We start from the raw sequence: 12,507 nt of genomic DNA, 5'->3' as shown, positions 1-12,507 counted from the left end.
GTCCTCATGCACGCACTCCCGTCCGCGACCCGTCGACGGCTCGGCGTCCTGGCCGTCGGCGGGGCGCTCTGCCTGACCGGCTGCGCGGGCAGCGCCGCCGGCCTGCAGGCGCCCTCGGCGGCCGGTGCGACCGGGGGTGCGGTCCCCGTGACGGGTTCCGCTGCACCCACGCCGTCCGCCGCGGCGCCGTCCTCGTCGGTGCCGGCGGTGGCGCCGTCGTCGTCGGGGACGGCACCGTCGACGCCCGCCGTGCAGGACCCGGGCGCCGACGAGCCGGACGAGGAGCTGGCCGCCACCGACCCGCCGCGTCCGCAGACGACGGACGTGGTGCTGAGCTACTCCTACTGGGACCCGGCCACCGCGTCGGTCCTGGCCAGTGGCTACGTCAGCCCGGTGATCGAGGACGGCGGCACGTGCACCCTGGTGCTGACCCGGGACGGACGCTCGGTGACGGCGCGTGCGGCCGCCCAGGCCGACGCCAGCACGACCACCTGCCCCGAGCTGCGGGTCCCCGGCGACCAGCTGACGGCAGGGGAGTGGTCCGCCGTCCTGCGGTACTCCTCCGGCACGACGACCGGCGAGTCGCCGCAGGCCGGCGTCGAGGTGACCCCGTGAGCGCCGCCGGCCGGCACGTGCACCGGCTGGTCCTCACGCTGCTCGTCGTCCTGTGCGGCGCGGCCGCCGTCGCGGGCCTCGCGGTCCCGGGGACCACCGGGACGACGTCGCCCGCGCTGGTCGAGGCGGCCGACAACTCGCAGTTCCGGGCCGGCAACATCATCAGCGACCAGTTGTTCTTCGACGGCGGCGCCATGTCCGCCGACGAGGTGCAGACCTTCCTGCAGCAGAAGAACCCCACCTGCGTGACGCCCGCGGACGGCACGCCCTGCCTGAAGAACGCCCGGCAGGACACCGGGGACAAGCCGGCCGACTCGCGGTGCCCGGGCGCCTACGCCGGTGCGCGCGACGAGTCCGCCTCGACCATCATCGCCAAGGTCGGTGCCGCCTGCGGGATCAGCCAGCGGGTGCTGCTGGTGATCCTGCAGAAGGAGCAGGGGCTGGTCACCGCCAGCGGCTCCAACCTGTACCCCAGGCGCTACCGCGAGGCGATGGGCTTCGCCTGCCCGGACACCGCGCCGTGCCGGCCGGAGTACAACGGCTTCTTCAACCAGGTCTACAGCGCCGCACGGCAGTACAAGAACTACGCAGCGGACCCCGGGAACTACAACACGAAGGTCGGGGTGGTCAACAACATCCGCTTCGACACCGAGGTGTCCTGCGGCAGCTCCCCGGTCTTCGTCGAGAACCAGGCGACCGCGGGGTTGTACAACTACACGCCCTACCAGCCCAACGCGGCGGCGCTGAACGCCGGCCGGGGCACCGGCGACGCGTGCTCCGCCTACGGCAACCGCAACTTCTGGATCTACTACACCGACTGGTTCGGCTCCACGCAGGTCCCCGGCGCGGCGAACGTCACCCGCCGGTGGGCCGAGCTGGGGGGCAACACCGGGATCCTCGGCAGCGCCCAGGCCAGCGTGGTCTGCGGGCTCCCGGCCGGCGGCTGCTACCAGGCCTACGCCAAGGGCGCGGTCTACTGGTCGCCGGTGAGCGGCGTGCACCACGTCCTGTACGGCCCGGTCCGCGACAAGTGGGGCACGACCGGCTGGGAGGGCGGCTGGCTGGGCTGGCCCACCGGCGACCCGGTGTGCGGGCTGGCCGGCGGCGGCTGCCTCCAGGACTTCGAGCGCGGCTCGGTCTACTGGTCCTCGGCCACCGGTGCGCACACCGTCTCCGGTCAGGTGCGCGCCGAGTGGGGGACCACCGGCTGGGAGGGCGGCCGACTGGGCTACCCGGTCCGCGACCAGGGCCGGCTGCCCGACGGGCGCGGCGAGATCGCGGAGTTCCAGCGCGGGTCGGTCTACTGGTCCCCGGCCAGCGGCGCCCACGTGGTGCTGCCCGGTGCGGTGCGCGACAAGTGGGCGGCCTCGGGCTGGGAGGGCGGCCCGCTGGGCTACCCGGTCGGTGACACCACCTGCGGGCTGGCCGGCGGCGGCTGCTTCCAGGCCTTCGAGCGGGCCTCGGTCTACTGGTCGCCGGCGACCGGCGCGCACACGGTGGGCGGCCAGGTCCGCGACCGCTGGGGCACGACGGGCTGGGAGGGCGGCCGGCTCGGCTACCCGGTCGGTGACCAGACCACCGTCCTCGGCGGTGCGGGCACCTTCGTGGAGTTCCAGCGCGGCTCGGTCTACGCCTCCGCGGCCACCGGTGCGCGCATCGTGCTCCCGGGCGCCGTCCGGGACAGGTGGGCCGCCGGCGGCTGGGAGCGCGGGCCGCTGGGCATGCCCACCGGCGACTCCACCTGCGGGCTGGCCGGTGGCGGCTGCTTCCAGGCGTTCCAGGGGGCGTCGGTCTACTGGTCGCCGGCCACGGGGGCGCACACGGTCTCCGGGCCCGTGCGCACGGAGTGGGGGACCACCGGCTGGGAGGGCGGCCGGCTGGGCTACCCGGTCCGCGACCAGGCCCGGCTGCCCGACGGGCGCGGTGAGGTCGCCGACTTCGAGCGCGGCTCCGTCTACTGGTCCCCGGACAGCGGCGCCCACGTGGTGCTGCCCGGTGCGGTGCGCGACAAGTGGGCGGCCTCGGGCGGGGAGACCGGCCCGCTGGGCTACCCGGCCGGCGACACCACCTGCGGCCTCGCCGCGGGCGGGTGCGCGCAGCGCTTCCAGACCGCCTGGCTGTACTGGACGGCGACGACCGGTGCGCGCACGGTGCCCGACGCCGTCCGCACCGGCTGGGTGGCCGCAGGTGCCGAGACCGGCCCGCTGGGCTGGCCGGTGGCCGACGCGGCCGACGTCCCGGGTGGACGCGGTCAGGTGGGCGAGTTCCAGGGCGGACGGGTCTACGCGTCCGCGACGACCGGCAGCCACGCCGTCTCCGGTGCGATGCTGGCCGACCTCGATGCGGCGGGCGGCCCCGGCGGTGCGCTGGGCCTGCCCACGTCCGACGCCGGCCGTACCCCCGACGGGACGGCGACGTTCCAGCACTTCGAGGGCGGGTCGCTGTACCGGACCGCCTCCGGGGTGACGACGGTGCCGGCCCAGGTGCGTGCGGTGTGGGCGCGGTCGGGCTGGGAGCACGGCCCGCTGGGCCACCCCGCGGGCCCGGCGGTCACGGCGACCCCGGGTGTGCTCACCCAGTCCTTCGCCGGCGGCACGGTCTACGTGACGGCCGCGGGCGCCCAGGCGGTGACCACCGCGTTCGAGGCGGCTGCGGCCGCCGTGCAGGGCGTGGCGCCGCTGGGCTTCCCGACCTCGGAGGTCCGGCCGCTGGCCGGCGGCGGGTCGTTCCAGCAGTTCGAGAACGGCTCGGTCTACGCCGGCCCGACGACCGGGGCGCGTGCGGTCGCGCGGGAGCTGTTCCCCGCGTGGGGTGCGCAGGGCTGGGAGAACGGCCCGCTGGGGTACCCGACCGCCGGCACCGTCGCGCTCTCCGGCGGGGGACGGTTCGTGCAGTTCCAGGGCGGGTCGGTCTACTGGACGCCCGGCACCGGCGCGCACGTCGTCCGCGGCGCGGTCCGCGATGCGTGGGGCCGGGCCGGCTGGGAGAACGGCGGGCTCGGCTACCCCACGGGTGCCGAGCGGTCACTGGCCGCGGGTGGGTCGTTCCAGACGTTCCAGGGCGGCTCGGTCTACGCCGGTCCCACGACCGGCGCCCGCGTGGTCGTGAAGGAGCTCTTCCCCGCCTGGGAGGCGCAGGGGTGGGAGAACGGTCCGCTGGGCTGGCCGACCACCGACACGGTGGCGCTGTCCGGTGGTGGGCGGTTCGTGCAGTTCCAGGGCGGGTCGGTCTACTGGACGCCCGGCACCGGCGCGCACGTCGTCCGCGGCGCGGTCCGCGATGCGTGGGGCCGGGCCGGCTGGGAGAACGGCGGGCTCGGCTACCCCACGGGTGCCGAGCGGTCACTGGCCGCGGGTGGGTCGTTCCAGACGTTCCAGGGCGGCTCGGTCTACGCCGGTCCCACGACCGGCGCCCGCGTGGTCGTGAAGGAGCTCTTCCCCGCCTGGGAGGCGCAGGGGTGGGAGAACGGTCCGCTGGGCTGGCCGACCACCGACACGGTGGCGCTGTCCGGCGGCGGGCGGTTCGTGCAGTTCCAGGGCGGGTCGGTCTACTGGACGCCCGTCACCGGGGCGCACGCCGTCCGCGGCGCGGTCCGCGACGCCTGGGCCCGCACCGGCTGGGAGAACGGGTCGCTGGGCTACCCGACGGGCGACGTCCGGACGGCGGCCGGCGGGGGCACCGTGCAGGACTTCCAGCGGGGCACGATCAGCGTGTCCGGTGCCGGTGTGGTCTCTGTGAACGCTGGTTCGTGACGGTGCCCGCAGTCCTGCCTGCCGACGTGGAGCGGCAGGTGGGCCCAGGTAGCGTGGGATCCGTGGCAACTGCTCAGCTGACCGGGTCGACCTTCGGCGCGGCCGTGTCCGATCTCCGCCGGGGGTGGGCACAGCGCGCTCTGTGGGGACACCTCGGCTGGCAGGACATCCGCCAGCGGTACCGCCGCTCGTTCCTGGGGCCGATCTGGATCTCGCTGACGATGGCCGTCACGGCCATCGCGCTGGGGACGCTCTACGCCGGCCTGTTCGACAACGACCTGGCCATCCAGCTGCCCCACGTCCTGGTGGGCTTCATCGTCTGGGGCTTCATCTCCGGCTGCATCAACGAGGGTGCGGAGGTGTTCACCTCCAACGTCGGCCTGATCACCCACCTGCCGGCACCGCTGAGCGTGCACATCTACCGGCTGGTGTGGCGGCAGACGCTGTTCTTCCTGCACAACCTCGTGGTCTACGTGGTCATGCTCTTCATCTTCCACCAGGACCTGAAGTGGACCGCCCTGGCCGTGATCCCGGCGTTCGGGCTGCTCGCGCTCAACGGCGCCTGGGCGGCCCTGCTGCTGGGCATCGTCGCCACCCGGTTCCGCGACTTCGTCCCGATCGCGCAGTCGATCGTCCAGCTCGCCTTCTTCCTGACGCCGATCGTCTGGATCTACGACGAGCTGGCCCGCAGCCCCAACCCGACGATCGCCGAGCGCGCGAAGCTCGCCGAGTTCAACCCCTTCCTGCACTTCCTGGAGATCGTCCGGCGTCCCTTGCTCGGGCAGGACCAGCTACTGCACCACTGGATCGTGGTCCTGGCCATCACCGTCGTGGGCTGGGCGCTCACGATGGTCGTGCTGCGCCGGTACCGCGCCCGCGTCTCGTATTGGGTGTGAGCATGTCCTCGACAATGCAGCAGGTCAGCATCGACACCAGGGGGGCCTGCGTCGACTTCCCGATCTTCGACGCCCGCAGCCGGTCGCTGAAGAAGACGGTGATGGGCCTGGTCGGTGGCAACATCGCCAGCGGCAGCAAGGTCCCGATCATCGAGGCGCTGCGCGACATCGACGTGCACCTCGAGCACGGGGCCCGGGTGGGCCTGGTCGGGCACAACGGAGCGGGCAAGTCCACGCTGCTGCGCCTGCTGTCGGGCATCTACGAGCCCACCCGCGGCACCGCCTCGATCAACGGGCGGGTCGCGCCGGTGTTCGACCTCGGCGTCGGCATGGACCCGGAGGTCTCGGGCCTGGAGAACATCATCGTGCGCGGGCTGTTCCTCGGCATGACGCGCAAGGAGATGGAGGCGCGGGTCGACGACATCGCCGAGTTCACCGAGCTCGGCGACTTCCTCCGCATGCCGCTGCGCACCTACTCCACCGGCATGCGCGTGCGGCTGGCCCTGGGTGTGGTCACCAGCATCGACCCGGAGATCCTGCTGCTGGACGAGGGGATCGGCGCGGTCGACTCCAACTTCCTGGACAAGTCCAAGAAGCGGCTCAAGGAACTGGTCGAGCGCTCCGGTCTGCTGGTGTTCGCCTCGCACTCCGACGCCTTCCTCCGCGACCTCTGCGACACCGCGATCTGGATGGAGCACGGCCAGATCAAGGCCCACGGCGACCTCGAGGACGTCCTCAAGGCATACAAGGGCGATGACTACCGGACGCCGGAGAAGACCAGCCGCGAGCGCGGGAGCGCCGAGGCGTGAGCCCGGCGGACGGCGGCCGGGTGGTCGCCGTGATCGTCACCCGGCACCGCCGGGAGCTGCTCACGGCCAGCCTCGCGGCGATCGCCGGCCAGACCCGCCGGCCCGACCACGTGGTCGTCGTCGACAACGGCCCCGACCAGTCCGCCGAGGACGTCGTCGCCGCCAGCGGGCTGCCGGTCACCTACCTGCCCAGCGAGCGCAACCTCGGCGGGGCCGGTGGCTTCGCCCTGGGCATGCTGCACGCCCTGGCCCTGGGGGCGGACTGGGTGTGGTGCGCCGACGACGACGGCCGCCCCGCCGACGACCAGGTGCTCCGGACGCTGATGGACTGCGCGGAGCGCCACGGCCTGGCCGAGGTCTCCCCGCTGGTCACCGACCAGGCCGACCCGGACAAGCTGGCCTTCCCGCTCCGCCGCGGGCTGCGCTGGCGCCGCCGCCGCAGCGACTTCGCCGGCGTCGAGCTGCTGCCCAGCTACGCCTCGCTGTTCAACGGCGCGCTGTTCCGGGCCGAGGCCCTCGACGTCGTCGGCGTCCCCGACTACCGGCTGTTCTTCCGTGGCGACGAGACCGAGGTCCACCGCCGGCTGCTGCGCGCCGGGCTGCCCTTCGGCACCTGCACCGCGGCGGCCTACCTGCACCCCGAGGGGACGACGGAGTTCGAGCCGATCCTCGGCGGCCGGCTGTCGGCGCAGTACCCGGGCAACGACGTCAAGCGCTTCTTCACCTACCGCAACCGCGGCTACCTGATGGCCCAGCCCGGCATGCGGTGGCTGCTGCCGCTGGAGTTCGTCCGGTTCGGCTGGTTCTTCCTCGTCACCCGCCGCGACCGCGCCGGCTTCCGGGAGTGGCTGCGGCTGACCCGGTCCGGCCGCCGCGAGCGCTTCAGCCGCCCCGGGGCCTGAGGAAGGACCCTGCTGCCCCCCACCACTCGCAGGCTCGTGGTGGGCCCCTGCAGCAGACGAAGGACCTCTCTGCCCCCCACCACTCGCGAGCTCGCGGCGGGGCCCTGCAGAGAGGCCGGAACGACTGAGGCCCCCGACCGTGTGGTCGGGGGCCTCAGTCGTTGCTGCGGGGGTCAGACGCGCTCGTAGCCCCACTCGTCGAACGCCGTGGTCCAGCGGTCGATGGAGGTGAGCTCGCCGGCCGCGGCCCGGTACCGCTCGGTCAGGGTCGGGAAGTCGGTCGACATCTGCCGCAGCAGCTGCAGCGAGGTGGCGGCCAGCCGGCGGAAGGTCGCCGGGTCACGGCGCCGGAAGGTCACCCCACGGCCGTCGGCGGTGCCGACGGTGGCGCTGTCGAGCCGGGACAGCAGGAACCACTGGGCGTCCTGGAACGCCAGGTTCAGCTGCGGGGTCTCGACGTTCTCCGGGGCCACCGGGCGGGTGTTGTGCGCCAGCGCCTTGACCAGCGTGGAGCCGATCGACCGGGCGCCCACCGGGATCCGGCGGAACCGCAGCGCCTTGGCGGTGGTCATCGAGGGCAGCGGCAGGTCCGCGGAGGACTCCAGCACCTGGCCGTCGGCGTGCGTGGTGCGCACCTTGCGGGCCTGCACCACCGAGGTGGGCATGTCGGCGAAGAGCTTCTCCGGGCCGGCCAGGAAGTCCCGGTAGGCCTTGTGGTGCAGCTCGACCGTGGAGTACTGCAGGTTGATCAGGAACCGCATGTCGGCCTTGATCATCTCCCGGAACATCTTCCCGCCGTGGCGGTAGGGGGAGTGCAGCGCCGCGGCGATGAGCCGGTTGCGGATGTGGAAGTAGGCCTGCCAGTCGCTGGCGTCGTCCTTGTCGCCCCAGGACAGGTGCCAGATGGCGGTGCCCGGCAGCGACACGGTCGGGAAGCCGCCGGCGAAGGCGCGCAGGCCGTACTCGGCGTCGTCCCACTTGATGAAGACCGGCAGCGGCATGCCCACCTTCTCCACCACGGCGCGGGGGATCAGGCACATCCACCAGCCGTTGTAGTCGACGTCGATGCGGCGGTGCAGGTCGCGGGAGTCCCGCAGGGTCCGGCTGCCGAAGTCGTGGTGGTAGTAGGTGTTCGGGGCGTTGGTCCAGAAGAAGTCCGACCGGTCGACGATCTCGCCCATGCTGTGCAGCACCGAGCGGTTCTGCAGGGCCAGCATCTGCCCGCCGACCAGCGTCGGGCTCTTGGTGTAGGCGGCGAACGCGCGCGCCCGCAGGATGCTGTCCGGCTCGATCATGATGTCGTCGTCGAGCAGGATCACGTGCGTGGCGTCGCTGGTGGTGAACGCCTCGTGGATGGTGCGGGCGAACCCGCCGCTGCCGCCCAGGTTGGGCTGCTCGATCACGTGCAGCCGGTCGCCCAGCGCCGTCTTCACCTCGGCGTAGCCGGCGGCGTCCTTGACGTGGTTGTTGCCCTGGTCGGCGATGGTGACCAGCGCCAGCCGCTCGAGCACCGCGTCGTCCTCGACCAGCGCCTTGGCCGCGGCCAGGGCGTCGATCGGGCGGTTGTAGGTGCAGATGCCGATCGCCAGCTTCGGCTCCTCGACCGGCGCCTGCGGGGCGTACCAGCCGGACTCGCTGACCACGGTGTCGGTCTCGGCGGTGACGTCGAACCAGTACCAGCCGCCGTCGATGAACGGGGCGAGGTCGAGCTCGAACTCCAGGGTCTGCCGGCCACCGGTGTGGGTGACACCGGTGACGTGCATCGACTCGCCGTCGGCCTTGGACCGGTGCACGTCGATGCGGCAGGTGCCGTCGACGGTGACCTGCAGGACGACGGTGCGCAGCACGCTCCACCGGCGCCAGTAGCTGGCGGGGAAGGCGTTGAAGTAGGTGGCGAAGGAGACCTCGGCACCGGCGGCGATGGTGGCGGCGTAGCGGCCGTCCTGCTTGACCCGCTCGTCGGCGTTCTGCTCGTCGAGGTAGAGGCTGCGGACCTTCAGCTGGTCGGCCGGGCGGGGCATGAGCACCCGCTGCAGGAGGTGGACCGCCTTGTGCGAGGTGAGGTCGGCGGCTGCGGGCTCGCTGACCGTCTCGGGGGAGACGGGGGCCGCCTCGCTGAGGTCGGCGGCCGGCTGTGCGGCTTCGGTGGTCGTCATGGGGGTCAGTCCTCCAGGCGGCCGTCGAGCGAGCCGCCCTCGTCGAAGAAGGGTCGGATCCGGTTGTCGAACATCGTCAGGGCGGAGCCGATCGCCATGTGCATGTCCAGGTACTTGTAGGTGCCCAGTCGGCCGCCGAAGAGCACGCGCTTCTCGGCCGCCTCCTTGGCGGCGAGCTCGCGGTAGGTCTCGAGCTTGGCGCGGTCCTCGGCGGTGTTGATCGGGTAGTACGGCTCGTCGCCGGGCTCGGCGAAGCGGGAGTACTCGCGGACCACGACGGTCTTGTCGGTCGGGTAGTCGCGCTCGGGGTGGAAGTGCCGGAACTCGTGCACCCGGGTGTAGGGCACGTCCTCGTCGGCGTAGTTCATGACCGAGGTGCCCTGGAAGTCACCGATCGGCAGGACCTCGGTCTCGAAGTCCAGCGTGCGCCAGCCCAGCTCGCCGGCGGAGTAGTCGAAGTACTTGTCGATCGGGCCGGTGAAGATGGTGGGCACGTCGGTGGGCAGCTCGTCGCGCACGTCGAAGTAGTCGGTCGACAGCCGCACCTCGATGTTCGGGTGGGAGGCCATCGTCGTCAGCCACGCGGTGTAGCCGTTGACCGGCAGGCCCTCGTAGGTGTCGTTGAAGTACCGGTTGTCGAAGGTGTAGCGGACCGGGAGCCGGGCGATGACCGCCGCGGGGAGGTCCGTGGGGTCGGTCTGCCACTGCTTCTTCGTGTAGGCGCGGATGAACGCCTCGTAGAGGGGGCGGCCGATCAGCGAGATCGCCTTCTCCTCGAGGTTGGCCGCCGACGCGGTGTCGATCTCACCGGCCTGCTCGGCGACCAGGGCGCGGGCCTCGTCGGGGGAGAAGCTCTTGCCGAAGTACTGGCAGATGGTGGCCAGGTTGATCGGCAGGGAGTAGGTCTGGCCGTCGTAGATCGAGTACACCTTGTGCTGGTACTTGGTGAACTCGGTGAACTGGTTGACGTAGTCCCAGACCCGCTTGTTCGAGGTGTGGAAGAGGTGGGCGCCGTACCGGTGGATCTCGATGCCGGTCTCGGGCTCGGGCTCGGAGTAGGCGTTGCCGCCGATGTGGTCGCGCCGGTCGATCACCAGGACCCGCTTGTCCAGCTGGCTGGCAACGCGCTCGGCGACGGTCAGGCCGAAGAAGCCGGAGCCGACGATGACGAGGTCAGGGCGTGCGTCAGTCACGAGCGCCGACGGTACCGGTAGACGGGCCCCCAGCCCCCTCGGGCGGCGAGTCGGCGTGTGTGGAGACCCGTTCCGTCACATCGGCCCCACGCACCCCGGCGCGGGCCCGTCCGGACCCTCCTCCGGCGCCGTCCGAGGCGGCGCCGGGGGGCAGTGCCTAGGGTCGGTGCGTGGTCGCCCCCTCCCCGCTGCGCGTCGTCGCCGTCACCTACTCACCCGGCACCGCCCTGGACGGCTTCGTCGAGTCCCTGGCCGAGGCCACCACCGGGCCCACCGAGGTGGTGCTGGCCGACAACGGCTCGACCGACGGCGCCCCGGAGCGGGTGAGCGCGGCCCACGACAACGTCCGGCTGCTGCCGACGGGGGGCAACATCGGCTACGGCGCCGCGGTGAACGCCGGGCTCGCCGACGTCACCGAGGGATGGGCGCTGGTCTCCAACCCCGACGTCCGCTTCACCCCCGGCGCGGTCGACGAGCTGCTGGCCGCCGCCGCCCGCTGGCCGCGGGCGGCGACCCTGGGCCCGGCGATCCTGACCCCCGAGGGCGAGCTCTACCCCTCCGCGCGCGACCTGCCCCGGCTGTCCACCGGCATCGGGCACGCCCTGGTCGGCTGGGCGTGGGCGGGCAACCCGTGGACGGCGCGCTACCGCCGCGAGCGCGAGGCCCCGCGCGAGCGCCCGGCCGGGTGGCTGTCGGGCTCCTGCTTCCTGGTCGACCTGGCCGCCTTCCACGCCGTCGGCGGCTTCGACCCCGGCTACTTCATGTACTTCGAGGACGTCGACCTCGCCGCCCGGCTGGGCCGCCGCGGCCACCTCAACGTCTACGTGCCCTCGGCGGTCGTGGTCCACGAGGGCGGGCACGCCACCCGGCGCTCCCCGCACCGGATGCAGAAGGCGCACCACACCAGCGCGCTGCGCTACCTGTCCGCGCAGCACCCGGGGATCGCGAACGCACCCCTTCGGGGGGTGCTCCGTGTCGGTCTGGGACTGCGCATGCTGATCTCGTACGTCAGCGGCCGCGTGGCCGCCGGTGCCCCGTTCCAGCGCGGCGCCGACGAGCTGGACTGAAGGAGGCACGGCTGTGCGACACGCGGTGATCATGGCGGGCGGTTCGGGGACCAGGCTCTGGCCGCTGTCCCGGCAGGCACGACCCAAGCAGCTCCTGGACGTCGTCTCCGACGAGACGGGTGCGCACAGCCTGCTGGCCGAGGCGTTCACCCGGCTGGAGGCGGTGCTCCCGGCCGAGCAGATCTGGGTCTGCACCGCGGCGCGCTACGCCGACGACGTCCGGGCCGCGCTGCCCCGGCTGCGCGCGGACCGGCTGGTGCTCGAGCCGGTGGCCCGGGACACCGCGAACGCGGTCGGGCTCGCCGCCGCCCTGGTGGCCGACGTCGACCCCGACGCCGAGCTCGCGGTGGTCAGCGCCGACCACGTCATCCGCCCGGTGGCGGAGTTCGCCGCCGCGCTGGGCACCGCCTACGACGTCCTCGCCGTCCGCCCCCGGGCGCTGGTGACCCTCGGGGTCACCCCGACGTCGCCGGCCACCGGCTTCGGCTACGTGCAGAAGGGCGCCCCGACCGAGGTGCCCGGCGCGGCCGAGGCGGCCTCGTTCCGCGAGAAGCCCGACCGGGCCACCGCCGAGGGCTACCTGGCCAGTGGTGAGTACGTGTGGAACTCCGGCATGTTCGTCTGGCGGGCGCAGACGGTGCTCGACGCACTCGCCGAGCACCTGCCGGCCTCCGCCGCCGGGCTGGACCGGGTCGTCGCCGCACCCGCGGGCCCGGAGCGGGACGCCGTCCTGGCCGAGGTCTTCCCGACGCTGCCGAAGATCAGCGTCGACTACGCCGTGCTCGAGCCGGCCGCCGCCGAGGCCGGCCGGGTCGTCGTCGTCGACCTCGACGTCGACTGGCTGGACGTCGGCTCGTGGCCGGCGCTGGCGCACACGCTCACCCTCGACGAGGCCGGCAACGCCACGCGTGGGCTGACCGTGCTCCTGGACAGCTCGGGCAACGTGGTGCTCTCCGACGACCCCGAGCACGTCATCGCCCTGGTGGGCGTGCGGGACAGCGTCGTCGTGCACACCGCCGACGTGACCATGGTCTGCCCGGTCGGTGACGCCGAGCGGGTCAAGGCGCTGCTCGCCCAGGTCGAGGCGCAGTTCGGGCCGCGGTTCGCCTGACAGGGG

9 protein-coding genes are annotated in these 12,507 nt (G+C 73.0%); 7 read left to right on the top strand and 2 right to left on the bottom strand.

Annotation, left to right across the window (positions count from 1 at the left end):
* Positions 1-6 precede the first annotated feature (6 nt).
* The 5 genes from O2W14_RS12895 to glfT1 all read left to right on the top strand — a co-directional run bounded on the left by O2W14_RS12895 (position 7) and on the right by glfT1 (position 6,974).
* Positions 7-615, top strand: a complete 609-nt coding sequence (locus tag O2W14_RS12895) for a hypothetical protein (protein ID WP_269176495.1) — start codon at positions 7-9, stop codon at positions 613-615.
* Complete coding sequence (locus O2W14_RS12890) at positions 612-4,367, top strand: hypothetical protein (RefSeq protein ID WP_269176494.1); 3,756 nt, start codon at positions 612-614, stop codon at positions 4,365-4,367. The genes O2W14_RS12895 and O2W14_RS12890 overlap by 4 nt, the downstream gene beginning before the upstream one ends.
* 62 nt (positions 4,368-4,429) lie before the next feature.
* The gene (wzm, locus tag O2W14_RS12885) at positions 4,430-5,263 is read left to right on the top strand and encodes a galactan export ABC transporter permease subunit Wzm/RfbD (protein WP_269176493.1); all 834 of its coding nucleotides are present in this window, start codon (positions 4,430-4,432) and stop codon (positions 5,261-5,263) included.
* 2 nt (positions 5,264-5,265) lie between these two features.
* Positions 5,266-6,072 carry a galactan export ABC transporter ATP-binding subunit Wzt/RfbE gene (wzt, locus tag O2W14_RS12880; protein ID WP_269176492.1) on the top strand — a complete coding sequence of 269 codons (807 nt, stop codon included), beginning with the start codon at positions 5,266-5,268 and terminating at the stop codon, positions 6,070-6,072.
* Entirely contained in the window at positions 6,069-6,974 is a 906-nt protein-coding gene (glfT1, locus tag O2W14_RS12875; RefSeq protein ID WP_269176491.1) for a galactofuranosyltransferase GlfT1, read from the top strand. Before wzt ends, glfT1 begins: the two co-directional genes overlap by 4 nt.
* Before the next feature lie 173 nt (positions 6,975-7,147).
* Here glfT1 and O2W14_RS12870 read toward each other — a convergent pair whose 3' ends face one another.
* Together O2W14_RS12870 and glf are read right to left on the bottom strand one after the other, a co-directional pair.
* Complete coding sequence (locus O2W14_RS12870) at positions 7,148-9,130, bottom strand: glycosyltransferase (RefSeq protein ID WP_269176490.1); 1,983 nt, start codon at positions 9,128-9,130, stop codon at positions 7,148-7,150.
* 5 nt (positions 9,131-9,135) lie between these two features.
* Entirely contained in the window at positions 9,136-10,323 is a 1,188-nt protein-coding gene (gene glf, locus O2W14_RS12865; protein ID WP_269176489.1) for a UDP-galactopyranose mutase, read from the bottom strand.
* A gap of 170 nt (positions 10,324-10,493) precedes the next feature.
* Between glf and O2W14_RS12860 the strand changes: the two genes are divergently transcribed.
* Positions 10,494-11,390 carry a glycosyltransferase family 2 protein gene (locus tag O2W14_RS12860; RefSeq protein WP_269176488.1) on the top strand — a complete coding sequence of 299 codons (897 nt, stop codon included), beginning with the start codon at positions 10,494-10,496 and terminating at the stop codon, positions 11,388-11,390.
* A 13-nt stretch (positions 11,391-11,403) separates the two neighbouring features.
* Complete coding sequence (locus O2W14_RS12855; RefSeq protein ID WP_269176487.1) at positions 11,404-12,501, top strand: mannose-1-phosphate guanylyltransferase; 1,098 nt, start codon at positions 11,404-11,406, stop codon at positions 12,499-12,501.
* Positions 12,502-12,507 lie beyond the last annotated feature (6 nt).

It is taken from the genome of Modestobacter sp. VKM Ac-2986 (genome assembly GCF_026967795.1).
GTDB lineage: Bacteria > Actinomycetota > Actinomycetes > Mycobacteriales > Geodermatophilaceae > Modestobacter.
Note: the sequence above shows the minus strand (reverse complement) of the source record. Positions and strands in the feature narration are given on the sequence as shown.